The organism is Labrys sp. (in: a-proteobacteria) (assembly GCF_047605565.1).
Lineage (GTDB): Bacteria > Pseudomonadota > Alphaproteobacteria > Rhizobiales > Labraceae > Labrys > Labrys neptuniae.
In genome coordinates, this window is the sequence record NZ_JASGFM010000001.1 from 215,549 (window position 1) to 240,378 (window position 24,830).

Sequence of the window (24,830 nt, forward strand, 5' to 3'; positions counted from 1 at the left end):
GAACAAAGTGCTGTTTCGCCGAAGCGCGCTTTGCTCTTGTCATCATGATGTTCCAGGACTGTCTCAAACCTCTAGAATTGCCAACCTGAAAGCCACACCCGTGAACGCCTCCGTCAAACCTCAGCCGTCCCATGATTCCGCCCCATCGGCCATCCTGCCGACTTATGCCCGAGCGGACGTGGCTTTCGAGCGAGGCGAGGGCGTCTGGATGATCGGCTCGGACGGCGAGCGCTATCTCGATTTTGGCGCGGGTATCGCCGTCAATTCGCTCGGCCATGCCCATCCGCATCTGGTTTCGGCGCTGACCGAGCAGGCCCAGAAGATCTGGCATACCTCCAACCTGTTCCAGATGCCGGGCGGCGAGAAGCTGGCCCGCCGGCTGGCGGATGCCACCTTCGCGGACAAGGTCTTCTTCACCAATTCGGGGGCCGAGGCGCTCGAATGCGCCATCAAGATGGCCCGCAAATACCAGTCGGCCAACGGCCATCCCGAGCGCTTCCGCATCATCACCTTCGAAGGGGCCTTCCACGGCCGTACGCTGGCGACCATAGCGGCCGGTGGCCAGGCCAAATATCTCGAAGGCTTCGGCCCCAAGGTCGATGGTTTCGACCAGATCGCCTTTGGCGACCACGAGGTGCTGGACCGGGCGATCACGCCGGAGACGGCCGCTATCCTGGTGGAGCCGATCCAGGGGGAGGGCGGCATCCGCACCCTCCCGCAGGCCTGCCTGAAGGGCATGCGCCAGCTCTGCGACGCCAAGGGCCTGCTGCTGATCTTCGACGAGGTGCAGACCGGCGTCGGACGCACCGGCAAGCTGTTTGCGCATGAATGGGCGGGCGTGACGCCCGACATCATGGCGGTGGCCAAGGGCATCGGCGGCGGCTTCCCGATGGGCGCCTGCCTCGCCACCGACGAGGCGGCCAAGGGCATGACTGCGGGCGTGCATGGCACCACCTTCGGCGGCAACCCGCTCGCCATGGCAGTGGGCAATGCAGTGCTCGACGTCGTGCTCGAGGAAGGATTCCTGGAGCATGTCGCCAAGGCCGGCCTGCTGCTGCGCCAGCGTCTGGCCGAATTGAAGGACCGCTTCCCCGATATCATCGAGGAGATCCGGGGCGACGGTCTGATGCTGGGCTTGCGTACGCGCGTGGCGCCGGGCGAGTTCGTCGGTGCCCTCCGGGCACAGAAGCTGGTGGCCATTCCGGCCGGCGACAATGTCACGCGGTTGCTGCCGCCGCTGATCATCTCGGATGAGGAGCTTCTCGAAGGCGTGCGCCGAATCGAGGCTGCCTGTGTCGCCCTCTCGCACAAGCTCAAGGCTGCCGGACATTGACGATGTTGAAGCATTTTCTCGATCTTTCCGATCTTCCCACCCAGGACCTGCGGGCCGTTCTCGATCTCGCCGCTTCGATCAAGGCCAAGCGCGTGAAGGGCAAGGTGGCCGGCGAACGCCCGCTCACCGGCAAGGTGCTGGCCATGGTGTTCGAGCAGCCCTCGACGCGGACCCGCGTTTCCTTCGATGTCGGCATGCGTGAGCTTGGGGGCGAGACCCTGATGCTGACCGGCGCCGAGATGCAGCTCGGCCGCGGCGAGACCATCGCCGACACCGCGCGCGTGCTCTCGCGCTATGTCGACGCGGTTATGATCCGCATGCTCGACCATGCGGCGGTACGCGAGCTGGCGGCCAACGCCTCGATCCCCGTGATCAACGGCCTCACCAAGCTCTCCCATCCCTGCCAGATCATGGCGGATATCCTGACCTATGAGGAGCATCGCGGCCCGATCAAGGGCAAGACGGTAACCTGGACGGGCGACGCCAACAATGTGCTGACTTCCTGGATCGAGGCAGCGCAGCGCTTCGACTTCACCATGCGTGTCGCCGCGCCCCAGGATCTTTCGGTGCGCAAGGAGGTCGCCGACTGGGCCCGTGCCAACAAGGCCCGGCTGGAAATCGGCACCGACCCGCGCGAGATGGTCGAGGGAGCCGACTGCGTCGTTACCGATTGCTGGATTTCGATGGGTGATTCCGAAGGCTATCGCCACAATCTGCTGCGGCCCTACCAGGTCAATGCCAAGCTGATGGCGCTTGCCAAGCCCGACGCCCTGTTCATGCACTGCCTGCCTGCCCATCGCGGCGAGGAGGTGACGGACGAGGTGATCGACGGGCCGCAATCGGTGGTGTTCGACGAGGCCGAGAACCGCCTGCATGCCCAGAAGGGCGTGCTCGCCTGGTGCTTGGGGCAGGCTGCGGCATGAGCGAGCCCCATCTGATGGAAGACGATCACATCCTGCCCTTCCAGGCCGAGGGCCTGGACGTGCGGGGCCGTGTCGTCAGGCTCGGCCCTGCCATCGATACCATTCTGCGCCGCCACGATTATCCCGCGCCGGTGTCGCGCGCGCTCGGCGAGGCGACGGCCTTGGCGCTGCTGCTCGGCACTACGCTGAAATTCGACGGCCGCTTCATTCTGCAGACCCGCACGGACGGGCCGGTGCGGATGCTGGTGGTCGATTTCCAGGCGCCGGACCGGGTGCGGGCCTGCGCCACCTTCGACAAGGAGGCCGTAGCTGCCGCCATCGACGCGGGCAAGACCAGCACGATCGAGCTGCTCGGCAGCGGCCATCTTGCCATGACCATCGACCAAGGGCCGGACATGGCGCGCTATCAGGGTATCGTCGCCCTGGAGGGCGAGAGCCTGGAAGCGGCGGCGGACCAGTATTTTCGCCAGTCCGAGCAGATTCCCACCCGCGTCCGCCTGGCCGTGGCCGAGAATTACGTGGCCGGGGAGGGGACGAGCTGGCGCGCGGGCGGCATGATGATCCAGTTCCTGCCGTCTTCGCCCGAGCGCATGCGCATGGCCGACCTGCCGCCGGGCGACGCGCCCGAGGGTGCCGAGGTGATGCAGCATCGCGAGGACGATGCCCAGGAGGACGATTCTTGGGTGGAAGCCAAGCTTCTGATGGGCACCGTGGAGGATCACGAGCTCACCGATCCGAACGTCTCAGCCGAGGAACTGCTCTATCGCCTGTTCCACGAGCGCGGAGCCCGAGTGTTCGAGAGCTCGGCCATCATCGAGAAATGCCGCTGCTCGCGCGAGGCCGTCACCACCATGCTGCGCAATTTCTCGCAAACCGATCGCCGAGACATGGTCGCCGACGACGGGTCGATCACGGTGACCTGCGAGTTCTGCAACGCCCGCTACGAGTTCGACAAGGCCGAGACGGAAGAACTGGTGAACGCCTGATCCTGGGAGCGCGGGCCTCTTGCCCGCTCTTCCTTTCCTTGCTCGCGCCGTTTTCAAGAGCGGGCAGGATGCCCGCGCACCCGGAAATCTCATGCCCGCACGTTATACCCCTGCCGAACTCACCGCCAAGCTGGTCTCCTTCGATACGGTCAGTTCCCGCTCCAATCTGGCGCTGATCGATTTCGTTGCCGATTACCTGGCCGGACATGGCGTCGACAGCATCCGCCTGCCCAATGCCGCCGGCGACAAGGCTGCTCTGCTTGCCACCATCGGCCCAACCGATCGGCCGGGGGTGGTGCTCTCCGGCCATGTCGACGTGGTGCCGGTGGAGGGCCAGGCCTGGACGGCGCCGGCCTTCGAGGCGCGACTGGAGGGCGATCGCCTTTATGGCCGCGGCACCTGCGACATGAAGGGCTTCGTTGCCACTGCGCTTGCCCTTGTGCCCGACTTCCTGGCGATGAAACTCAAGGCGCCTATTCATATCGCCATCTCCTATGACGAGGAAATCTCCTGCCTCGGCAGCCTCGACATGATTGCCCGCTTCGGCCAGGACTTGCCTTTGCCGCGCGCCTGCATCGTCGGAGAACCGACGCTGATGGAGGTGGTCGATGCGCAGAAATCGCTCGCCGGCTACCTTACGCGCATCACCGGCCGCCCAGCCCATTCGGCCATGCCGGCCCTCGGCGCCAACGCCCTGCATGCGGCCGCCCGCATCATCAGCCATCTCGACGATATCGCCGACGAGCTGCAGGCGGCGGGCGATCCCTCGGGTCGGTTCGAGCCGGGCTATTCCACGGTGCAGGCCGGCCTCATCCAGGCCGGCAAGGCCATCAACATCGTGCCGGACGAGGCGCGCATCGTCTGGGAATGCCGCGGCCTGCCCTCCCTGCCGGTGGAGTTCGTACCGGACCGGATCCGTGCCTTCAGCCAGGAAGTCGTGCTGCCACGGCTGAGGCGCAACGCACCCGAGGCGGATATCGTGACCGAACTCGACGTGGCCGTGCCGGCGCTCTCGCCCGAGCCCGGTTCCTATGCCGAGACGCTGGCCCTGCGCCTTGCCGGGCGCAACCATACCCAGGCCGTTTCCTACGGCACCGAGGCCGGTCATTTTCAACTCGCCGGCATTCCCACCGTGATCTGCGGTCCGGGCTCGATCAAGCAGGCGCATGGCGCCGATGAATGGATCGCCCTGTCCGAGCTCGAGGCCTGTGCCAGCTTCCTCAAGCGGCTCGGCCAGACGCTGGAGGTTTGAGGCGATGTTCTACGAGCCGCGCAAGGGCGACCACGGCCTGCCCCATGATCCGTTCAAGGCCCTGGTGACGCCGCGCCCGATCGGCTGGATCACCACGATGTCGGCGGCCGGAGCCATCAATCTGGCGCCGTTCTCCTTCTTTAACGCCTTCCAGTCGCGGCCACATCTGGTCGGCTTCGCCGCAGATGGCCGCAAGGACAGCGTCGTCTTCGCCGAGGAGACGCGTGAATTTGTCTGCAATCTCGTCACCGAGGATTTGATCGACGCGATGAACGCCACCTCCGCGAGGTTGCCGCGCGGCCAGAACGAAATGGAGTACGCCCGGCTCGAAGCCGCGCCCTCGCGCCTGGTGAAACCGCCGCGCGTGGCGCGTGCCGCCGCCGCATTGGAGTGCCGCTGGACCCAGACGATCCATCTCGTCGACGCGGAGGGCGCGCCGAGCGACGCCTGGCTCGTGTGCGGCGAGGTGGTCGGCATCCATGTCGATGACCGCTTCATTCGCGACGGCCGCGTCGATACCGCTGCGATGCGCGTGGTCTCGCGCCTGGGCTATCGGGACTATTCCGTAGTGGAAAGCACGTTTGAACTGGAACGCCCGACCTAGCGGCCGCTTGCATCTCCAGTCGTCGGAGGTAATTGTTACCTCTCTATAGTGACGGATCTTGGGGCGGGCGCTGGTATGATCAGGGGCCGACGCAAGATGTCGGTTGCGTTGACGTCGATCCAGTTACGCCACAAGCGGAGGCTCCATGCTCAAGGAATTCAAGGAATTTGCCCTTAAGGGCAATGTCGTCGATCTCGCCATCGGTGTGATCATCGGTGCAGCGTTCGGTCTGATCGTCGCGTCATTGGTTGATGACATCATCATGCCGATCATCGGCGCAATCACGGGCGGGCTCGATTTCTCGAACATGTATGTCGGCCTGAGTTCCAAGGTCCCCGAGGGCGTCTCGCTCGATGATGCCCGTAAGGCCGGTGCCGTCTTCGCCTATGGCAAGTTCATTACCGTCACCGTCAAGTTCCTGATCATCGCCTTCGTGCTCTTCCTGGTGGTGAAAGGCATCAACCGCGTCAAGAATCTGAAGCCTGCGGCCGAGGCAGCCCCTGAGGCGCCTCCTCCTCCGCCGGCCGATATCCAGCTGCTGACGGAAATCCGCGACCTGCTCGCCAGACGATAAGCTCATTATGCGGCGGCCTTTTCCGCAAGGCGGAGAGGCTGCTTGCATTCATGCATGCCGGCGATGGAAACCATTCCAAGTTTTGGTTTCTGCCGCTCGCACGGATGTCATAAGGTCCGGCATTCCCATTGCAAGGATGATGCCGTGACTGCCGCCGTCGAGACGATTCCCGCCGCCCCCTCCTTCCTCGATGGCCTCAGGCCGGAAGCGCTCGGCGCGCCGGAAAGCGGCATCGTCGAGGTGATGAATTACGGGCGTACGCGCCAGGGCATGATCCCGCTCTGGGCCGGCGAGGGCGACGTGCCGACGCCGGCTTTCATCACCGAGGCGGCGACACGGTCGCTGGCGGCCGGCGAAACCTTCTATACCTGGCAGCGCGGCATCCCCGATCTACGCGAAGCCTTGGCGCGGTACCACACCAGTCTTTTCGGCAAGCCATTCTCGGCCGATCGCTTCTTCGTCACCCAGTCCGGCATGCACGCGATCCAGACGGCGGTTCGCCTGATCGCCGGCGTGGGCGACGAAGTGATCGTGCCGACACCGGCCTGGCCGAATTTCGCGGCGGCCATCGGCGTGGCCGGCGCCAAGCCGGTGATGGTGCCCCAGATCTTCACCGAGCAGGGCTGGAAGCTCGATTTCCAGCGCCTCGCCGATGCCATCACGCCGCGCACCCGCGGCATCTTCATCAATTCGCCGTCCAATCCCACCGGCTGGGTCGCCACCGCGGAGGATATCGCCTTCGTGCTCGATCTGGCGCGCCGGCACGGGTTGTGGATCTTCGCCGACGAGATCTATACCCGCTTCCACTATGCCGGCGGGCGCGCCCCTTCCTTCCGCGACATCCGTACGCCGGAGGATCGCATCATCTTCACCGACACCTTTTCGAAGAACTGGGCGATGACCGGCTGGCGCATTGGCTGGATCGAAGCGCCGCCCAAGCTCGGGCAGACCATCGAGAACCTCATCCAATATTCCACCTCGGGAGTCGCCACCTTCCTGCAGCGTGCCGGCATCGCGGCGCTGGAGCGGGGCGAGAGCTTCGTCGAGCATCAGATCGCCCGTGCCCGCCAGGGCCGCGACATCGTCATCAGCGGCCTGAGTGCCACCGGCAAGGTGCGCTTCGCCCCGGCGAGCGGCGCCTTCTATCTGTTCTTCTCCGTCGAGGGGAAACCGGATGTGCGCCGCCTGGGACTCGAAATCGTCGACCAGGCCAATGTCGGCCTCGCGCCCGGCACGGCCTTCGGGGCGGGCGGCGAGGGCTTCATGCGGCTGTGCTATTTGCGCAGCCCCGAGCAGCTCCAGGTCGCCACCCAGCGCCTGGTCGATTGGTTGGAGAAGATCTGAGGAGCGCAAGAGGCGGACAAGATGTCCGCGGTCCCAGCCGCGCCGTTTCCTGCGTGACCTCGGCAAGGTTTGCGCTGCAACCGCCAAGGCTGGGACCGCGGACGTCCCGTCCGCCTCTTGCTTTCCCACAAGTCCGGCGCTTCCAGGAGGGGACGAGAGGTCCGCTCTTGCCGGATTTACGGCTTGGCGCCGAGCCGCGACAGGCCGCCCTTGGCCGGCTTGTTGGCGGGGTCTAGTTCCAGCGCCTTGTTGAAATCGGCGATGGCATCGTCTCGCTCGCCCCGGCTCTCATGGATGCGTGCGCGTGTGACGAAATAGTCGGTCACGTGGCTATCGGCGGCGATGGCGGCGTCGGCATCGCGCAGCGCCTCGTCATAGCGATCGGCGGCGAGATAGGTCAGGGCCCGTTCGTTGAGGGTATCGGGCTTGTCCTTGGTGAGTTCCAGCGCCTTGGCAAGGTCCGCGAGGGCATTGTCGTAGTCCCCGAGTTCGCGCCAGATGATGCCGCGCGAGACATAGGCCTGGTCGCTGCTGGGCTGTTCGCGGATGGTCTCGTCATAATCGGCCATCGCCTCGTCATAGCGATGCAGGGCAGCAAAGAGCTGTCCGCGTTCCAGGCGGGCGGACGGGAAATTGGTATCGAGCGCGAGCGCCTTGGTATAGTCGGCGATGGCGGCTTCGGTGTCGCCGAGCTGCCATTGCACGAAAGCGCGGCTGAAATAGGCGGAATCGAAATCGCTGTCGAGGTCGAGCGCCTTCTGCAGGTCTTCCAGGGCGCGGGTATAGTCCTTCATCTCGATGAGAGAGCGGGCCCTGGCGTAGAAAGCGTTCTTGTAGGTCTTGTCGAGCCGGATGGCCTGCGTGTAGTCGTCGATGGCGGCCATATGCTCCTCGAGGGCACGATGGGCATCGCCACGGCCTTTATAGGCCTCTTCCTCGCGTCCGTTGAGGGCGATGGCCGCATCGAAATCCTTGATCGCCTCCTCGTTGCGATCGAACTGGAGCAACGCGAAGCCCCGATTGACCAGCGGGAGCGCCGAGCGCTTATTGACGGCGATCACGGCGGCATAGTCGGCCAGTGCGGCATCCATCTCGCCGAGGCGGGACTGGGCGTCTGCCCGCGCGGTCAGGCTGGCGGCATCACGCGGCCGCAAGTCGAGTGCCGCGCTGAAATCCGCCACTGCCTTGCCATCGTCGCTGTTTTCCGCATAGGCCTGCCCGCGCCGGAAATACACCAATGCCCGGGTCGATTTGGCCAGTTTCCGGTCGAGCAATTGCGTGCACGCGGGAATGCGCTGCTCGGCCGCTCCTTTCGAGCAATCCCTGTCGGCGCTGTCGGCGAGAGCGGGCGTGCCGGCGCAAAGAGCAAGCAGGACAAGGGCGGGGCGCAAAAGGGCGGTCATACCGGGCACGGTTCCACTGACGGGGCGAAAGAAAAAAGATGGCACAGCCTCTAGACCAAGCCGTGGCAGCTGGGAATGGCAGAACTGTGATCTTTCCCCCTCTTAAGCCTACTGGGGCCACGCCCTTGTGAATTTCGACAAACCTGTGTTATCGATTTAGCGTCATTTGGCCGGACGACTGGGCCGGTGCGTCCATGCTCGAGCACGGCGCACGTTCAGGACACCCTCCCCAAATTTCGCAAAACCGGGCGGAGCACGGATTTCCGTGGGACGTCCATGCTTTGGAACGAAGTAAAGGACTATCTATGAGCACGGGAACCGTAAAATGGTTCAACACCCAGAAGGGTTACGGCTTTATTCAGCCCGATGACGGTGGCCGCGACGTGTTCGTGCACATCACCGCCGTCGAGCGTGCCGGTCTGCCCGAACTGCGTGAAGGCCAGAAGATCGGTTACGAGATCCTGACGGATCGCAAGACGGGCAAGGCGGCAGCCGGCAATCTCAAGGCTGTGTAACCCCGACAAGCATCTTCAGGCGGAGGGGTTACCGGTTCGCGTGAAGGCCATCGACGATAACAAGAATGGAGAGCCTGTCCGGATCGCATGACCGGAAAGTCCTCTCACCCAATCCCATTCAGAGGCGCGCTCCGGCGCGTCTTTTTTATTGGCCGCAGCCTCGTGTGCCGAAGCGGGCACTTCACGAAGTGCTGAACCACCTTACCATTTGATCATTTGAGATGGCGGCAAAGGATGTTCAATATCCCGTCGCTTGGGGGCGGACGAGAGGGTTGTATTAACCTTAATTCCGCATGGTCGAAGGCAATGGATTCCTCGCCTGGCCGATGGCGTATTTCTGAAAGGCCGTCTTCATGATCCGACTCCTCGCGGGTCTTAGTGCTGTTTCCACGATTGGTTTTGCCGCAGGTTCCATCATCGGCCCGGTGCCCCTGTATCTGCCCTTGGCCTCCCTCGTGCTCACGGCCGTCTTGTTCCTTGCCGCCCGCATTCCGACAGTTCTGCGCTTCCTGGTGGGGCTGTTTGCCTTCGCCTTTCTCATTCTGGGTGCCGTCACGGCCTTGAACGAGGCCGGTTGGCTGCCGGAAGGGATCCAGGCCTTTCTGCCGCCCGCCAACGCTGCCATTGTCGCCAGCATTCTCGCTTTGCTGCATTACCTGATCTATTTCGTGCCGGTGCTTCGCCGCATCGTCGATCTCGTCAATCCCTATTTCGAAGCTGAGGACCGGACTGAGCTCAATCTGGGTTTTCTCGGCAAGTGGCCGATGCGCGAGCGGACGGTGGCCCTTGGTCTGCTCGGCTTCGTCGTCGTCATCAACGTGTTGCTGGTCTATCTGAACGTCCTGTTCAATTTCTGGCAGAATCGTTTCTACACCGCGATTCAGGACAAGGCGGCAGCGGCCTTCTGGACGGAAATGGGGGTGTTCGGCAGCCTCGCCACCTTCTGGGTGCTTCGGGGCGTGCTCGATTCCTATGTTAACGGCTATGCCGTGTTGCGCTGGCGCAATTGGCTGTCGCAGCGCTATGTCAATGATTGGCTGTCGGACAAGGTTCACTACCGGTTATCGCTGGCCGGCAACAAGACCGACAACCCCGACCAGCGCATCGCCGAAGACGTCCGTGACTTTACGCTGTCTTCCTACGACAATTATACCGGTATCTTCTCGCAGCTCCTCAGCATCTATGCTTTCGTCAGCATATTATGGGGCATCTCGGCCGAGTTTCCCTACCAGCTTGGTGGCTTCGACCTCAGCAAGATCCCAGGCTATCTGGTGTGGATGCTCCTGGCCTGGGCCGTGCTCTTCACCTATCTCTCGCACCTCATCGGCCGTCCTTTGGTGCCGATCAACTTCAGGGTCCAGAAGCTCGAAGCCGATTTCCGCTACAATCTCGTGCGTGTGCGTGAGAATGACGAGCAGATCGCGCTCTTGCATGGCGAGGACGTCGAGAAGAAGGGCTTGCTGGCCCGCTTTGCGGCCGTCTACGGCATGCGCTTCGCCCTGCTGGTGAGGCAGATCAAACTCGGTTCGCTCACCTTCGCCTATGGCCAGTTCAACCTCGTCCTGCCGTTTTTCCTGCTCGCACCCGCTTATTTCGCCAATGAGAGCATGAAGTCGGGCACGCTGATGCAGACCGCCGACGCTTTCGGCAACATCATTCCCGCCTTCTCCTTCTTCGTGACGTCCTACGCCACGCTGGCAGCCTACAAGGCAACCATCGACCGTCTCACCGGATTCGACTCCGCCATCGCCAAGGCCAACGCAGCTCGCGATGACGGCGTGCATGCCCTGCCGCAAACGAGGCAAACGGCCATCGATGGCCGGGATGTCGACGTTGCCCTGCCGAACGGCGCGATCCTTCTGGACAAGGCGGACTTCAGCTTGCCCAAGGGGGTACGTACGCTGGTGACCGGGCCGTCGGGCTCCGGCAAGACCACCTTGTTCCGTGCCATCGCCGGCATTTGGCCCTATGGCAGGGGCACCATTGCGCTGCCACAGACGGACGACGTCATGCTCCTGCCGCAGCAGCCCTATTTCCCGCTCGGATCGTTGCGTGCTGCGCTTGCCTATCCTCTCGGCGAGGAGGCCTTCGAGGAGAAACAGTACCACGACGTGCTGGAGCAGGTCGGCCTCGGCGAACTCGCCGATCGCCTCGACGCCGACGACAAATGGGACAATGCCCTCTCAGGCGGGGAAAAGCAGCGCATCGCTTTGGCGCGCGCTATCCTGCGCCGGCCTGCCTGGCTGCTGCTGGACGAGGCGACCTCCGCGCTCGACGAAAAAAGCGAGACCGAGCTCTACGGCCTGCTTCGTCAAGCCTTGCCCGATACCACGATCGTTTCGATCGGGCACCGCTCCTCGCTTGCCGGATTGCATGATCGCCGTCTGGCGGTCGTACCCGATGAGAAGGCTGCGCATGTCGAAGAACGTCCGCTGGCGGAGTTCGGGGCACGATGACGATGTCTTTTCCTTCTCGCTTTAAGGCCCAGGCGCCGTCTTGGCCCGAAGAATTCGGCTGCTTCATCTGGCTTCCTTCCGTCCCATGACATGACAGATGAGCAGCGCCATAAGTCAGGTTGCTGGTGCAAGAACCACAAGGGCGCCATTGCGCTCGCACACAAAGGAACTCTCTAGGTGTTCACCTCCTTCTTCCCAAAACCAAAGGTCTTCTTTTTGACGGCCTGCCTCTGGCTGCTTGCCGCAATACTGCTCTGGTATGGAGGTGCGAGAGGGTGGGGCCAATATATTGGACTGCCTGCCAGCGAGGGCGATGGCGACGTGGTCGACCTGTCCTATTTCTGGACCAATTCCTTTCTTTGGTTCTATATCTATTTCACCGTGTTTCTGGTCGTCTTCTATGGATTTTGGGCCGTTTTAAGCCCGCACCGCTGGCAGAACTGGTCTATTCTCGTATCCGGTTTTCTGATCTTCGTGACTTATTTCGGCGTCCAGGTCAGCGTTGTGATCAATAATTGGAGGGGACCCTATTTCAATCTCATCCAGAAGGCGCTTTCTGCGCCAAACTCCGTATCCGCGTCCGAATTGTATCTTGGATTATTGACATTCCTGGTTATCGCATTGGTTGCCGTTGCTGCCTTTGTGCTCACCTCGTTCGTGACGAACCACTATGTCTTCAGGTGGCGCACGGCGATGAACGATTTCTACATGGACAATTGGACCAGGCTGCGTTCCATCGAGGGCGCTGCCCAGCGTGTCCAAGAGGACACGATGCGGTTCTCCACCATCGTTGAATCGCTCGGCATTTCTCTGGTGAGTTCCGTGATGACGCTGGTGGCATTCCTGCCACTCCTGTCGTCCCTGTCGCGGCATATCGTTGCCTTGCCGGTGGTCGGCGTCATCCCCCAACCCCTGGTCGTGGCGGCGATCCTATGGGCCGTGTTCGGGACGGTGCTACTGAGCGTGATCGGCATCAAGCTGCCGGGGCTGCAATTCCTCAATCAGAAGGTGGAAGCGGCCTATCGTAAGGAACTGGTCTATGGCGAGGATCACGTCGACCGGGCTGGGCCCATTACGGTTCAGGAATTGTTCGCCAATGTAAGGAAGAACTATTTCAGGATCTATCTGCACTACACCTATTTCAATACGGCGAGGTCACTTTATCTGCAGGCCGACAATGTCTTTGGGATCTTCCTGATGATTCCGTCTTTTGCGGCTGGCGCCCTTACGCTTGGCCTTTATCAGCAAATCGCCGGTGCCTTCAACAGTGTCGCCAATTCCTTCCAGTTTCTGGTGAATTCGTGGACGACCATCGTCGAATTGCTGTCCATCCACAAACGTCTGCGGGCCTTCGAGGCGTCGCTGGATACCAGCGGCAGGATGACTCATTCCGAACCCACGGCTGTGGCGTGAGGTAACGTTGCTTCCATCGCAACGCAAAAAGGCCGGTCTCTTGCGGACCGGCCTTTTCAATTCTACCCCAAGCCTGTTCTTACGCTGCCGGCTGGAATTTCATCTCGCCATAGGGGCCACGCAGGGTCAGCGTGTAGCCGTCATAGGACCAGTCGGTCGAGGTGCGCATCACGAACAGGAAGACCTGCTCGTTGTGCATCAGGCGGTCGGCGCATTTGCGCTTGCTGATGGCCACCGGGCCGATGGCCATGCGCTGATCGGCGCGCGGAATGATGGTGGCCGACCAGTTGTTGCAGGCCGAGAAGCCCGTGCCGCGATAGCTGTCCGAGACCAGGATGGTCGGCCGGTCGTCCTTGAAGGTCTGATCCTTGTAGGAGATTGCCGCAAAGGTGCGGTTCATCGGGAAGGGACGGGAGGCCTTGCTGTCCATGGGCTTGGGCAGAGTCGGCGGCACATTGTTCGGCGGCACCGAGCCGAACATCGAACAACTCGTCAGGGTCACGGCCGACAGGGCGGCAAGGGCAAGGGAACGCAGAACGCGCATCAAATCCTCCGGTTCATTGCCGCGCACGATAGAGGCGGAGCTGAAAAATCGCAACGCGGCTTATACAGGATACACGGCCTGGAGAGAAAGATGTTCGCCGTCTTCGGACTGTATCCGCCGGAACAGGCCTACGTCGGTATGACAGTAGTGGTCTCAGCCCAATCTCTCGGTGATCTTGTCGATCAGGCTTTCACGCAGGGCGCGGTAGGCGTCGAGCTTCTGCTCGCGGTTGCCGCTGACGAGGCTGGGGTCCGGGGTCGGCCAATATTCGACGTCGGCGGCCAGGGTGCGCGTGAGGTCGAGCGCCTTGTGGTGGGCCTGCGGGGCGAGGGTGATGATCAGGTCGAAGTTCAGTCCTTCCAGTTCTTCCAGATCCTCGAAGCTCTGGGGGCGGTGCTTGCCGAGCGAAATGCCGATCTCGTCCAGCGCGGCGGCGACGAAAGGATCCGGCTCGCCCGGGCGCACGCCCGCCGAGCCGAAAAAGATGGAGCGACCGAAATAATAGCGCCCGATCGCCTCCGCCATGGGCGAGCGGACGACATTGTGCGCGCAGGCGAACAGGACCGACTGTGGACGGCGGCCCTCCTTCACGCCTCAGCCTTTCCAGTAGAGCGCAGAGACGAGGGTGAACAGCCGCCTGGCGGTGGATAGATCGAGCCCGATCTTGCCGGCCAGCCTTTCGCGCAGGATTTCCGAACCCTCATTGTGCAGGCCGCGGCGGGCCATGTCGATCGTCTCGATCTGGGAGGGCGTGGCGCTGCGGATGGCCGCGTAATAGCTGTCGCAGATGGTGAAATAGTCGCGTACCACGCGCCTGAGCGGCGTAAGCGAGAGGATATGCACCACCACCGGTTGGCTGTCGGCATCGCGGATGTCCAGGACGAGGCGGCCATCCTGCAGGGATATATGCAGTCCGTAGGGGCCGGCATCATAGCCGACCGGCGAGAACACATTCTCCTCGATGAGGTCATAGGCGGCGACCCGCCGCTCATGTTCTTGATCCTGGCTGCCGCGCCCGATGCTGCGCTCATCGAGATGAACGGCGATCAATCGGCAGGTGGGGCTGAATTCCTCATTGTCCATAACATCTCATAGCATGGTGCCTAAGCAGATTCTCCTTGATTGAGCCGGGGGCTCGATCAAGGAGAACCTGCAACATCTCAAACACTTGCAGAGTTTCTCGATGTTGCCTATCCGCAGGCGACATCGAGAGACTCTGCCTCGGCTCTCATAGAGCAAAGCTCGTTGAAACGGAACGTTGCTTCATATCGGGGAATGTCGACCTCGTTCCATCGCTTGATGGAGTTGGGAGGTCGCCACTCCGTGCTTTTGCGCCTTAAAGCCGGTTGCTGCGGATCGAGACCGAACGGGCATGGGCGGCAAGGCCCTCCGCCTCGCCGAGCGCGATCGCCGCCGGACCTATGGCTGCAAGCTGCTCGGGCCCGCATTTGAGGATGGAGGTACGCTTCATGAAGTCGAGCACGCCCAGGCCCGAGGAGAACTTGGCCGAGCGGGCCGTCGGCAGCACGTGGTTGGAGCCGCCGACATAGTCGCCGATCGCCTCGGGCGTGTGCGGCCCAAGGAAAATGGCGCCGGCATTGCGGATACGCGCCGCCAGAGCCTCGGCATCCCGGGTGATGATCTCCAGATGCTCCGCAGCGAGGCGGTCTGCCAGTGGCGGGGCCTCGGCCAGCGAGGCCAGGGTAATGACGGCGCCATAGTCGCGCCAGCTGGCTCCGGCAATCTCAGCGCGGGGCAGGGTGGCGAGCTGGGCCTCCACTTCGTGTTCCACCTGAGCGGCCAGGGCGGCGCTGTCGGTGATCAGGATCGACTGGGAGGCCGTATCATGCTCGGCTTGGGCCAGCAGGTCGGCGGCGATCCAAGCGGGATTGGCGCTGTCGTCGGCGATCACCAGCACTTCCGAAGGGCCGGCGATCATGTCGATGCCGACATGGCCGAAGACGCGGCGCTTGGCGGCCGCCACATAGGCATTGCCCGGCCCGGTGATCTTGGCGACGGGTGCGAGGGTGGGGGTACCGTAGGCCAGGGCGGCGACGGCCTGGGCGCCGCCGATGCGATAGACCTCGTCGACCTCGGCGAGCTTGGCGGCCGCCAGCACCAGCGGATTGAGGACGCCGCCCGGGCTCGGCACCACCATCACCAGGCGTGGGCAGCCGGCGACCTTGGCCGGAATGGCATTCATCAGGACGGAGGAGGGGTAGGCCGCCGTGCCGCCCGGCACGTAGAGGCCGACGGCCTCGATCGCCGTCCAGCGCCAGCCGAGTTCCACGCCGATGGCATCCTTGAACAGCGTGTCCACAGGCTTCTGGCGCTCGTGATAGGTGCGGATGCGGCTGGCGGCCAATGCGAGTGCCTCCAGCGCGCCGGCATCGCATTGGGCCTGCGCCGCCTCGATCTCCGCCGCGGTGACGCGCATGGTCTCGGGCGTGAGCGTCAGGCGGTCGAAGCGGGCGGTGTAGTCGATCACCGCCGCATCGCCGCGCGCCACCACATCCTCGATGATGGCGCGCACGGAGGCATCGACATCCTCCGAGATCTCGCGCTTGGTGGCGAGGAGGGCGGCGAAGGCGTCGGCGAAATCGGCCTGGGTGCTGTGGAGCCGAACCGGCATGGCATTTCCTTGTGCGGCGGACAGTCGTGAAACGAGGCGCTTTGCTTGAGAGGTCACGCTGCCCCTCACCTTACCTCTCCCCGTAGGGACGGGGCGAAGAGGCGCAAGCGTCATGCCTGATTCTCAAAGCTTTCATCTCGCCCAACCGTCTAGCGAGATGAAAGCTTCTTGAATTGAACTCGACGTTGAAGTCCCCTCGCCCCGTCCCTACGGGGAGAGGTAAGGTGAGGGGCAGCGCAAGCGTGAGTACTTGCGCTGAGGGGAGAATGCAATGCGGTAGCAATCTCCAGCTTCACACCCGGGCGGGTGGCGGGGAGCCGCAGGGCCAGGCCGGGCCGAGATCGGACATCGCTGCTTCCAGGCACTCCACTTCGAGGCGAATGGCACTGCCACCCTCGAAATAAAGCGTCACCAGCCCCGCCGGATCGTCGCTCACCTCGAAGGAGATCGACAGCAACACCGCCTTCTGGCTGGCGTTCTGCTCGAAATGCGAGTGCTTGACCCCGAGAACCCGCTCGAAATGCAGGCCCGAGCGGCGCCTCGTGCGTTCGCCGCTCTGGGCGCCGCACCAGTCATAGCGATCCATCACCAGGGCGAAGCGCTTCTCACGCGGCAACCAGGCAATCTCTGCCGGCGCGACGGCCGCATCCTGCAGATGGGTGGAGATGACCTCCAGGTCCTCTCCATCGAAAGCAAGCAACTTGAGGGGTTCGGGCGACAACATGAGTTGCATGTAATGTCCCGCAAGCTGCGCGGCAAGAGGTCGCGGGGATCGACGGTTCCAAGGCGCGCCTTTCGCAAGGACGCCGGTACCGATGGCAAGATGCCGAGGCTGCCCGGAAGAATGGCGGTTCCACCAAGCGGATCCTCGGCGTATGACAGAGGCGACCCATCCGAGAGTGCCAATGCCCATGCCGGTGTCCCAAACAGAGCCCAAATCCGAGTCAGTTTCGCGCAATGGTGGCCGCCTGATCGTCGATGCGCTGGTGGCGCAGGGCGTCGAACAGGTCTTCTGCGTGCCGGGCGAATCCTATCTTGCCGTGCTCGATGCCCTGCATGATGCCCCGATCAACGTCACTGTCTGCCGCCAGGAAGGCGGAGCGGCGATGATGGCCGAAGCCGTCGGCAAGCTCACCGGTCGGCCCGGCATCTGCATGGTCACGCGCGGGCCCGGCGCTACCAATGCCTCTCATGGCGTCCATATCGCCATGCAGGATTCCACGCCGATGATTCTCTTCATCGGCCAGATCGAGACCGGCATGCGCGAGCGCGAGGCTTTCCAGGAGGTCGACTACAAGGCTTTCTTCGGCTCGATGGCCAAATGGGTGGTGGAGATCGACAAGGCAGAACGCATTCCCGAACTGGTTACCCGCGCTTTCCGCGTCGCCATGCAGGGCCGTCCGGGGCCGGTGGTGGTCGCCTTGCCGGAGGACATGCTGGTCGAAACGGCCACGGTTGCCGATGCCGCCTATGTCGAGCCGGCGCAGACCTGGCCGGGCCGCGATGAGTTGGCCCGCCTCGAAGCTCTGCTGGGCGAGGCCAGGAAGCCTCTGCTGATCGTCGGCGGCTCGGGCTGGTCTGATGAGGCGGTGACGAGCCTGGTTCGTTTCGCCGAGCGCTTCGACCTGCCTGTCGGCACCTCGTTCCGGCGCCAGATGCTGTTTCCGGCCGACCATCCCAATTATGCCGGCGATGTCGGCATCGGGCCCAATCCCAAGCTGGCCCAGCGCATCAAGGAGGCCGACCTCCTGATCCTGGCGGGCGGGCGTCTTTCTGAAATGCCGTCCTCCTCCTATTCGCTGGTGGACATTCCCACCCCACGCCAGAAACTCGTCCACATCCATGCCGGTGCCGAGGAACTGGGGCGGGTCTATCAGCCCACCCTTGCGATCCACGCCACGGCTCAGGCCTTCGCCTCGGCCCTCGACGGTCTGCAGCCGTCCGGCAGCCTGCCCTGGTCGGCCGAGACGCGCCAGGCGAACCGGGACTTCCATGACTGGACCGACGAGCCCAAGCCGATCCCCGGCACGTTCCAGTATGGCGAGGCCCTGCTCTGGCTGCGCGACCGCTTGCCCGAGGACGCTGTGATCTGCAACGGCGCCGGCAACTACGCCATCTGGGTGCAGCGCTATCTGCGCTTCCGCCGCTATGGTACGCAGCTCGCGCCGACATCGGGCTCGATGGGCTATGGCATGCCGGCTGCCGTGGCCGCCAAGGCATTCGACCGTTCGAAGACCGTGGTCTGCTTCGCCGGTGACGGCTGCTTCATGATGAACGGCCAGGAATTCGCCACCGCCGTGCAGTACGACCTGCCGATCATCGTCGTCGTGGTCGACAACGGCATGTACGGCACCATCCGCATGCATCAGGAGCGCGAATTCCCGGGGCGCATCTCGGCGACGAAGCTCAAGAACCCGGATTTCGCCGCCTATGCCGTCGCCTTTGGCGGGCATGGCGAGACGGTGACGACGGCCGCCGAATTCGGGCCGGCCTTCGAGCGGGCGCTGGCGTCCGGCAAGCCGGCCATCCTGCATTGCCGCATGGACCCGGAAGCGATCACGCCGATGACCACGATCACCCGGATCCGCGAGCAGGCGCTGGCGAAATGACGATATCTTCCTGGGATCGCAGGCTTCCAGCCTGCTCTTCCCTCTCTGCAGGCTCGGTATTTTCAAGAGCAGGCTGGAAGCCTGCGATCCCAGCGACCCTCGCCCTTCTCCTTCTGGCATCGCCTGCCTTCGCCGGCGATGCCGTGAAGGGCAAGGCCGGTTTTGCCCGCTGCGCGGCCTGCCACCGGGTCGGCGAAGGCGCCAAGAACGTCGTGGGGCCGCAACTCAACGGCATCGTCGGCCGGCCGGCGGCCTCCTCGCCGGACTATGTCTATTCGCAAGCGATGAAGGCCTCGGGCAAGACCTGGGACGAAGCGTCCCTGCGCCTCTTCCTCACCCGTCCTTCCGCCGCCGTTCCCGGTACCAAGATGACCTTCGCCGGCATCCGCGACGAGGCGACGGTGGATGATGTCATCGCCTATCTCGCGACCTTCGATGCCGAAGGGAACGCCAAGCCATGAGCCATCCCTTACAGAACCGAGTGACACCTTTCGGAGATATCGTCGCTTTAGCGGCGCGTGGAACAATGATGGGTAATCGTGGTGGGCGTCTCCATGATGATCATCAGCGACTGGGGCGTCGACGTTGGGCATCCAGGGCTTGGATATGTTGCGAACTCAGCTTCAAAGGTTGGCGGCGATCGGTAATGGCGGCAGGAAGTGGCTACACCGAGTTGTTCTTCCTGGATGAAGTGACGGCCCTTGCCGCTGGCCATCGCCCCTGTTTCGAGTGTCGCCGTGCTGATGCGAAGGCCTATCAGGCGGCATTTCCGAGCGAAGACCGGACTGCTGGAGGCATGGACCGTATTCTCCATGTCGAGCGCCTCAACGACCATCAGGTAGCAGAAACACGAGGCCTCCCAGACGGCGCCGTCTGGACCGATGGCGAAGACGCCTTCACACGCCGCGAAGGCAAAGTGTTGCGTTGGTCTCCCGAGGGCTGGGAAGAGGCCCAATGGCAGGATCGGCCAGCACGGATATTGACGCCGCCGGCGAGTGTCGCAGCGCTCCGCAACGGCTTCAGGCCCAGGTGGCACCCCACGGGGGGCGGGTCTTCAGACCCGCCTGGAATCGCCGTGTTCACCGAATGAGCAAGGCGGGTCTGAAGACCCGCCCCCCGGTCAGTCCGCCAGCGCTGCCGAAATCCGCTTGTTGAGCTCCTCCGGGTTGACCAGCGCGAGAGCCCCGCGTGTCTTGCTGACCAGGCCTTCCTTCTCCAGGGCCGAAAGCTCGCGGGAGACGGCCTCGCGACGGCAGCCGATGCGGGCGGCGAGGTCGTGGTGGAAGGGCGGCGGTGAGAGCACGCGCTGTCCGGGATGGCTTGCGCGGGGCTGGGACAGGCGGATGAGCTCGGCATAGAGCCGGTGCTTGGTCTGCAGGAAGGAGTGCTCGGCGAGCTTGGTGTTGAGCGCGCGCACGCGGCTGGCGAGCAGTTGCAGGATCTGCTTGCAGACAGAGGCGTTCTCGGTGAGCAGCTCCATGAACACCGGGCCGGAGATGATGCACATCTGCGAACGGTTGAGCGCGGTCACATTGGCCGAGCGCCCGACGCCGTCGATGGCCGACAATTCCCCGAAGAACTGGCCGCCGCCGAGCTCGGCCAGGATCACTTCCTTGCCGGTAATGGTGCGGTAGAGCACGCGCACCTTGCCGGAGATCAGGAAATAGACGTCGTTGGAATTGTCGTCATAGTCGACGACCAGCTCGTTCTCTTCGAACTTGGCCCAACGCACCCGGCCGTCGAAGGCCTTGATCGTGGCTTCGTCCAACGCCTGGAACAATGGAATCTGGGACAGGGTATTCGACATCGTTCCTCCGCTGAAGCGTCTGCCGAGCCGTAGAGCAAGCGCGTTCATTCCATGAATGTCACGACCGGAATTCGATCGTGGCGGGCCTCCATCGCCGCGCAAAGTGCTTCATGGCGCGCTTCGTGGCAAGCCCGCGCATCCAAGATCCCGTTACCGCCGACATGGCCACGGAATTTCCATGGAACGGCAACAGGATCCCAATTTGCCTCGCCGCGTGCGGCATCTTATTTTCGAGCCAACGATTCGGTTCAATTTCCGGAGCAAAGCGCGTTTAAGCGGAAATGCACTTTTGCTCCCTCTCTTTGGTTCGAACGCGTCTTTGCGATTCGTGGTGGTTTACCCAAATCGCAAAACGCTATGAGGAAACACAATGTCGAAAACGCGCGTCGCGGTACTGTTCGGTGGGCGCTCGCCGGAGCATGACGTCTCCATCGTTTCAGGCCTGCAGGCGCTCAACGCGCTCGACAGCTCGAAATATGAAGGTTTTCCCGTCTATGTCGCGGGGGATGGTGCCTGGTTCACCGGCGATGCCCTGCGCAACCGTGCCAATTACATTCCGGACGAAGAGGCCCGGCGCGCGCTGACGCGGGTCGACCTCGATTTGTCGGCCGGCAAGGGGCTGCTGATTCCGCGCGGCAAGACGGGACTTTTCGCCAAGAAGCCCGTGGCGATCGAGTTCGACGTCGCCCTGCTCGCCTTCCATGGCAATATCGGCGAGGACGGCCAGATGCAGGGCGTGTTCGAGACGGCCAACGTGCCCTATACCGGCGCTCGCACCCTGGCTTCGGCCGTCCTGATGGACAAGGCCATCACCAAGCGGGCCTTTGCCGGGCGCGGTATCGGCATGCTGCCCGACGTGGTGGTCTCGCGCCCCGCGACCGGCCTGGTGCCCGACAAGGCGGGCCTCGAAGCCTCTCTCAAGAACATCAGCTTCCCTGTGATCGTCAAGCCGGCGCATCTGGGCTCCTCGATCGGTGTCGCCCGGGCCGAGGACGTCGACACCGTGCGCCAGGTGCTGCCCGGCATCTTCAAGTTCGACACCCACGCGATCATCGAGCCTTTCGTCGAGAATCTGGTCGAATACAACGTCGCGGTGCGCCGGGAGAAGGGCGAGATCGTCACCTCGGCCATCGAGCGTCCCAAGCGCGAGACCGACCTGCTCGATTTCAAGACCAAATACATGTCCGGCGGCTCCAAGAAGACCGGCGGCGGCAAGCAGCCGGGCGCCTCGAGCCAGGGCATGCTGTCGCTGACGCGCGACATCAATCCCGAACTGCCGGCCGCCATGGAGAACACCATCCGGCAATGGGCGAGCGAGGCCTTCGATGCCGTGAACGGCACTGGCGCGCCGCGGATCGACTTCCTGTCCAATGAACGGACCGGGGAAGTCTGGCTCAACGAGGTCAATCCCTGCCCGGGTTCCTTCGGCTATTTCCTCTGGGAGGCCGCGGCCAAGCCGGTGCTGTTCACAGCCTTGCTCGACCAGCTCATCGAGGAGGCCAAGGCCTGCCACCGCGCGGCCCAGCTGCCCAGCGATCCCACGCCGACGGATGCCCGCCTGTTCAAGCGGTGATTTGACGCGTTCCCGGGTGCGCGGACGTCCCGTCCGCTTCTTCCTCCCCTGCAAGCACGGTGTTTCCAAGAGCGGGCAAGATGCCCGCGCACCCGGGAAATCCTGCTTCAGGGCCGGTCCAAATCTCGGCGCTCCAAAATCGCGGCCCGGACCCGGTCCGGCGTCGCCGGCACCCGGCGCAGCCTGATCCCGGCCGCGTCATGCAGCGCGTTGAGGATGGCCGGCGCGGTGGGAATGAGGGCCTGCTCGCCGACGCCCTTGGCGCCGAACGGGCCGACGGGTGAGGCGTCCTCGATCAGGATCGTCTCCACCGGCGGCACGTCGCCGATGGTGGGAATGAGATAATCGTGCAGGTTCTCGCCGCGGCCGGGATGGAACTCCTCCATCAGGGCAAGGCCGAGGCCCTGGGCGACGCCGCCTTCGATCTGGCCTTCCACCAAGGTGGGATTGATGGCGCGGCCGACGTCATGCGTGGCGGTGATCTTCAGGACCTTGATGGTGCCGAGCTCGCAATCGACCTCGATTTCGGCCATATGGGCGCCGAAGCCGTAGAGGGCGTAGGGCTCGCCCTGGCCGTCCGCGTCGAGGGGGCTGGTCGGCGGATCGAAGGTCTGTTCGGTCGCAAGAGCATAGCCGAGATCGTTGGCCGGCAGGTCCGCCAGCCTGAGCGTGCGCACCCTTTCGCCGTCCTCCACCGTCAGCACGGCATCGCCGAAGCGGATGGTGGCCGTTTCGCCGGCATTGGTCTGGCGCAGGATCTGCGCGCGCAGGTCCCGCCCGGCGAGCTCCGCCGCCTTGCCGGTGACGAAGGTCTGGCGCGAGGCCGAGGTCTTGCCGCAATCGGGCGACAGGTCGGTGTCGGCGGAGACGAGGTCGAAGGCCTCCACCGGGGCGCCGAGCGCCTGTGCGCAGATCTGGGTGATTGCCGTATTGGAACCCTGGCCGATATCGACCGCGCCCTGGTGCAGCGCCAGGCGCCCATCGGACTTGAGCCCGAGCCGGATGGTGGACGGATTGGGCAGGGACGTGTTGCCGCAGCCATACCACATGCCGGCAACACCCACTCCGCGTCGCAGGAAACCGCGCTGGCTGCCATTGAAGGCGGTGGCTTCCTCGCGTGCTCGCCGCCAGGGATCTCGCAAGGCCTCGAGGCACGTCTTGATGCCGACGCCCTTGCCGAGGACCTGACCCGTCACGGTCGGCAGGTCGTTGGTGAGGGCGTTGAGAATGCGGAATTCCAGCCTGTCGATGCCGAGCTTGTCGGCAAGCGCGTCATAGAGCTGTTCCTGGGCGATCGAGGATTGCGGCACGCCAAAGCCGCGAAAGGCGCCCGCCGGCACCAGATGGGTGTGCACGGCACGGGCGAGGGCGCGATAATGCGGGATGTAGTAAGGGCCGGAGGCGTGCACCGGCACGCGGTTCGCCACCGTCGGCCCCCAGGAAGAATAGGCACCGGTGTTGAAGTCGCCGGAAAAATCCATGGCGGTGAGCTTGCCGTCCCCGGAGGCGCCGATCCGCAGCTTCATGTGGGCCGGATGCCGCTTGGTGGTGGTCGAGATCGATTCCGAGCGCGAATAGACCATGCGAACTGGACGGTCGAGCTGCCAGGCGGCGACGGCGATGAAGGGCTGGACTGAGAGGTCGAGCTTGGAGCCGAAGCCGCCGCCCACGGCGGTGGGGATGATGCGCACATTCTCCGGCGGGATGCCGAGCAGGCCGGCGACGTCGTCGCGATCCATATAGGGCGCCTGCGTGCAGGCCTGGATCTCGATCCGGTCGCCCACTCGGCGGGCAAAGCCGGCCTCCGGTTCGATATAGGCGTGCTCGACGAAGCCGGTCTCGAACTCACCCTCCACCACGGCATCGGCAGCGGCGAGCGCCGCTTCGGCGTCACCACGCACGACGCGGCCTCGGGTCAGGACGTTCTCGGGGCGGGCGGAATGGAGGAGATCGGTCGAGGCGAGGGCCTCGTCCATGGCCGCAAGGGCCGTGAGCGGGGTCCAGTCGACCGGGAAGGCCGAGAGGTCGAGGGCCTGGATGGCTTCCGGCTCGCCCACCACGGCAGCAATTGCCTCGCCGCGGAAACGGGTTTCGCCACTGGCGAACACCGGCTGATCGGCAAAGGCCGGAATGACGCCGTAGCAATTGCGGCCCGGCACGTCGCGGGCGGTGAAGACCCTGACGATTCCGGGATGCGCGGCGAGGAAAGCGTCGACGTTGCCGATCTCGAAGGCGGCCCGATGGTGCGGGCTGCGTATGGCACGCAGGGCCAGGACATCGTGCGGTGTCTCGTCGGCACCGAAAATGTCGCGCCCTTCCACCTTGGCCGCGCCATCGAGACGATCGATACGCGAGCCGACCGGGCTTTCGGGGGTGGAAGGCAGGACGGTTGCAGGGCCTTCAGCCACAGCCAGCACGGCGGCGATGATCTTGCGATAGCCGGTGCAGCGGCAGAGGACGCCGCCGAGAGCATCGGCGACGCTGTCTTCCGTCACCTCGGTTCCACTCTGCAGCAAGGCCGTGGCGGCCGTGAGCATGGCGGGCGTGCAGATGCCGCACTGCGCCGCGCCGTGCCGCAGGAAGGAGGCCTGCAAGGCCCCGGTGAGAGGGTTGCTGCGGGTGAGCCCCTCGATGGTGTCGACCCGGCGCCCCTCGATCTGCGCCGCGGCAACCAGGCAGGAACAGGCCGCCTCGCCGTCGAGCAGGACCGTGCAGGCCCCGCAGTCGCCGGCATCGCAGCCGACCTTGGTACCCGTCAGCCCGAAGCCTTCGCGCAGGACCTGGCTCAGGCGGGTGCCGGGCGCCGCCGCGACGGTGGCGGTTTCGCCATTCAGCATGAAGCCGGGCAGCCTCTGGTCCATC

General features: G+C 63.9%; 21 protein-coding genes. 13 read left to right on the plus strand and 8 right to left on the minus strand.

The genetic code is table 11. From position 1 onward, the window contains the following. The first annotated feature begins 100 nt into the window (after positions 1-100). The 7 genes from QM672_RS01060 (at position 101) to QM672_RS01090 (ending at position 7,016) form a co-directional block, all read left to right on the plus strand. On the plus strand, positions 101-1,333 hold the full coding sequence (locus tag QM672_RS01060; RefSeq protein ID WP_367625162.1) for an aspartate aminotransferase family protein: 1,233 nt from the start codon (positions 101-103) through the stop codon (positions 1,331-1,333). A 2-nt stretch (positions 1,334-1,335) separates the two neighbouring features. Then, a complete protein-coding gene (gene argF, locus QM672_RS01065; protein WP_367625161.1) occupies positions 1,336-2,256 on the plus strand; it encodes an ornithine carbamoyltransferase in 921 nt (306 codons plus the stop codon). Next, positions 2,253-3,242, plus strand: a complete 990-nt coding sequence (locus QM672_RS01070) for an Hsp33 family molecular chaperone (protein WP_367625160.1) — start codon at positions 2,253-2,255, stop codon at positions 3,240-3,242. Before argF ends, QM672_RS01070 begins: the two co-directional genes overlap by 4 nt. A 91-nt stretch (positions 3,243-3,333) precedes the next feature. Next, positions 3,334-4,494, plus strand: coding sequence for an acetylornithine deacetylase (gene argE / locus QM672_RS01075; RefSeq protein ID WP_311942696.1), 1,161 nt, complete (start codon positions 3,334-3,336; stop codon positions 4,492-4,494). 4 nt (positions 4,495-4,498) lie between these two features. Continuing rightward, the gene (locus QM672_RS01080; RefSeq protein WP_415080379.1) at positions 4,499-5,098 is read left to right on the plus strand and encodes a flavin reductase family protein; all 600 of its coding nucleotides are present in this window, start codon (positions 4,499-4,501) and stop codon (positions 5,096-5,098) included. A 145-nt stretch (positions 5,099-5,243) separates the two neighbouring features. After that, positions 5,244-5,672, plus strand: a complete 429-nt coding sequence (gene mscL / locus QM672_RS01085) for a large conductance mechanosensitive channel protein MscL (protein ID WP_311942689.1) — start codon at positions 5,244-5,246, stop codon at positions 5,670-5,672. Positions 5,673-5,816: 144 nt separating this feature from the next. Further along, complete coding sequence (locus tag QM672_RS01090; RefSeq protein WP_415080380.1) at positions 5,817-7,016, plus strand: pyridoxal phosphate-dependent aminotransferase; 1,200 nt, start codon at positions 5,817-5,819, stop codon at positions 7,014-7,016. A 176-nt stretch (positions 7,017-7,192) separates the two neighbouring features. Here QM672_RS01090 and QM672_RS01095 read toward each other — a convergent pair whose 3' ends face one another. Beyond that, complete coding sequence (locus QM672_RS01095; protein WP_367625155.1) at positions 7,193-8,419, minus strand: tetratricopeptide repeat protein; 1,227 nt, start codon at positions 8,417-8,419, stop codon at positions 7,193-7,195. 305 nt (positions 8,420-8,724) lie between these two features. Between QM672_RS01095 and QM672_RS01100 the strand changes: the two genes are divergently transcribed. From QM672_RS01100 to sbmA, 3 genes are all read left to right on the plus strand, one after another. Continuing rightward, the gene (locus QM672_RS01100) at positions 8,725-8,934 is read left to right on the plus strand and encodes a cold-shock protein (RefSeq protein WP_068286760.1); all 210 of its coding nucleotides are present in this window, start codon (positions 8,725-8,727) and stop codon (positions 8,932-8,934) included. Between the two features lie 353 nt (positions 8,935-9,287). Then, positions 9,288-11,390: an ABC transporter ATP-binding protein/permease gene (locus QM672_RS01105; RefSeq protein ID WP_415080381.1), complete on the plus strand. Its 2,103-nt coding sequence runs from the start codon at positions 9,288-9,290 to the stop codon at positions 11,388-11,390. Positions 11,391-11,567: 177 nt separating this feature from the next. Continuing rightward, positions 11,568-12,803, plus strand: a complete 1,236-nt coding sequence (gene sbmA / locus QM672_RS01110) for a peptide antibiotic transporter SbmA (protein ID WP_394310630.1) — start codon at positions 11,568-11,570, stop codon at positions 12,801-12,803. Positions 12,804-12,882: 79 nt separating this feature from the next. On the opposite strand, the gene QM672_RS01115 is transcribed toward sbmA, so the two are convergent. The 5 genes from QM672_RS01115 to QM672_RS01135 form a co-directional block, all read right to left on the minus strand. After that, positions 12,883-13,347, minus strand: coding sequence for an META domain-containing protein (locus QM672_RS01115; protein WP_068286751.1), 465 nt, complete (start codon positions 13,345-13,347; stop codon positions 12,883-12,885). A 153-nt stretch (positions 13,348-13,500) separates the two neighbouring features. Next, entirely contained in the window at positions 13,501-13,938 is a 438-nt protein-coding gene (locus QM672_RS01120; protein WP_311942674.1) for a low molecular weight phosphatase family protein, read from the minus strand. A 3-nt stretch (positions 13,939-13,941) separates the two neighbouring features. Then, positions 13,942-14,430: a UPF0262 family protein gene (locus tag QM672_RS01125; RefSeq protein ID WP_311942671.1), complete on the minus strand. Its 489-nt coding sequence runs from the start codon at positions 14,428-14,430 to the stop codon at positions 13,942-13,944. 253 nt (positions 14,431-14,683) lie between these two features. After that, the gene (hisD, locus tag QM672_RS01130; RefSeq protein ID WP_415080382.1) at positions 14,684-15,979 is read right to left on the minus strand and encodes a histidinol dehydrogenase; all 1,296 of its coding nucleotides are present in this window, start codon (positions 15,977-15,979) and stop codon (positions 14,684-14,686) included. Between the two features lie 292 nt (positions 15,980-16,271). After that, a complete protein-coding gene (locus tag QM672_RS01135) occupies positions 16,272-16,712 on the minus strand; it encodes a DUF2948 family protein (RefSeq protein WP_367625152.1) in 441 nt (146 codons plus the stop codon). A gap of 178 nt (positions 16,713-16,890) precedes the next feature. On the opposite strand from QM672_RS01135, the gene QM672_RS01140 reads away from it, so the two are divergent. Next, entirely contained in the window at positions 16,891-18,588 is a 1,698-nt protein-coding gene (locus QM672_RS01140) for a thiamine pyrophosphate-binding protein (protein ID WP_415080383.1), read from the plus strand. Positions 18,589-18,731: 143 nt separating this feature from the next. Next, entirely contained in the window at positions 18,732-19,049 is a 318-nt protein-coding gene (locus QM672_RS01145) for a c-type cytochrome (RefSeq protein ID WP_415080384.1), read from the plus strand. 659 nt (positions 19,050-19,708) lie between these two features. Here QM672_RS01145 and QM672_RS01150 read toward each other — a convergent pair. Then, positions 19,709-20,395, minus strand: coding sequence for a Crp/Fnr family transcriptional regulator (locus QM672_RS01150; protein WP_367625148.1), 687 nt, complete (start codon positions 20,393-20,395; stop codon positions 19,709-19,711). A gap of 370 nt (positions 20,396-20,765) precedes the next feature. On the opposite strand from QM672_RS01150, the gene QM672_RS01155 reads away from it, so the two are divergent. Next, entirely contained in the window at positions 20,766-21,968 is a 1,203-nt protein-coding gene (locus QM672_RS01155; protein ID WP_415080385.1) for a hypothetical protein, read from the plus strand. Between the two features lie 107 nt (positions 21,969-22,075). Here the strand turns inward: QM672_RS01155 and QM672_RS01160 are convergent, their stop codons facing one another. Beyond that, positions 22,076-24,829, minus strand: a complete 2,754-nt coding sequence (locus tag QM672_RS01160; protein WP_415080386.1) for a molybdopterin-dependent oxidoreductase — start codon at positions 24,827-24,829, stop codon at positions 22,076-22,078. Position 24,830: the final 1 nt, after the last annotated feature.

Bases quoted from the DNA above. Each gene is read 5' to 3' on its own strand.
- argF (WP_367625161.1), top strand. From the start codon at position 1,336: ATGTTGAAGCATTTTCTCGATCTTTCCGATCTTCCCACCCAGGACCTG.
- QM672_RS01070 (WP_367625160.1), top strand. From the start codon at position 2,253: ATGAGCGAGCCCCATCTGATGGAAGACGATCACATCCTGCCCTTCCAG.
- argE (WP_311942696.1), top strand. From the start codon at position 3,334: ATGCCCGCACGTTATACCCCTGCCGAACTCACCGCCAAGCTGGTCTCC.
- QM672_RS01080 (WP_415080379.1), top strand. From the start codon at position 4,499: ATGTTCTACGAGCCGCGCAAGGGCGACCACGGCCTGCCCCATGATCCG.
- mscL (WP_311942689.1), top strand. From the start codon at position 5,244: ATGCTCAAGGAATTCAAGGAATTTGCCCTTAAGGGCAATGTCGTCGAT.
- QM672_RS01095 (WP_367625155.1), bottom strand. From the start codon at position 8,419: ATGACCGCCCTTTTGCGCCCCGCCCTTGTCCTGCTTGCTCTTTGCGCC.
- QM672_RS01100 (WP_068286760.1), top strand. From the start codon at position 8,725: ATGAGCACGGGAACCGTAAAATGGTTCAACACCCAGAAGGGTTACGGC.
- QM672_RS01105 (WP_415080381.1), top strand. From the start codon at position 9,288: ATGATCCGACTCCTCGCGGGTCTTAGTGCTGTTTCCACGATTGGTTTT.
- QM672_RS01115 (WP_068286751.1), bottom strand. From the start codon at position 13,347: ATGCGCGTTCTGCGTTCCCTTGCCCTTGCCGCCCTGTCGGCCGTGACC.
- QM672_RS01125 (WP_311942671.1), bottom strand. From the start codon at position 14,430: ATGGACAATGAGGAATTCAGCCCCACCTGCCGATTGATCGCCGTTCAT.
- hisD (WP_415080382.1), bottom strand. From the start codon at position 15,979: ATGCCGGTTCGGCTCCACAGCACCCAGGCCGATTTCGCCGACGCCTTC.
- QM672_RS01135 (WP_367625152.1), bottom strand. From the start codon at position 16,712: ATGCAACTCATGTTGTCGCCCGAACCCCTCAAGTTGCTTGCTTTCGAT.
- QM672_RS01140 (WP_415080383.1), top strand. From the start codon at position 16,891: ATGCCGGTGTCCCAAACAGAGCCCAAATCCGAGTCAGTTTCGCGCAAT.
- QM672_RS01150 (WP_367625148.1), bottom strand. From the start codon at position 20,395: ATGTCGAATACCCTGTCCCAGATTCCATTGTTCCAGGCGTTGGACGAA.
- QM672_RS01155 (WP_415080385.1), top strand. From the start codon at position 20,766: ATGTCGAAAACGCGCGTCGCGGTACTGTTCGGTGGGCGCTCGCCGGAG.
- QM672_RS01160 (WP_415080386.1), bottom strand. From the start codon at position 24,829: ATGGACCAGAGGCTGCCCGGCTTCATGCTGAATGGCGAAACCGCCACC.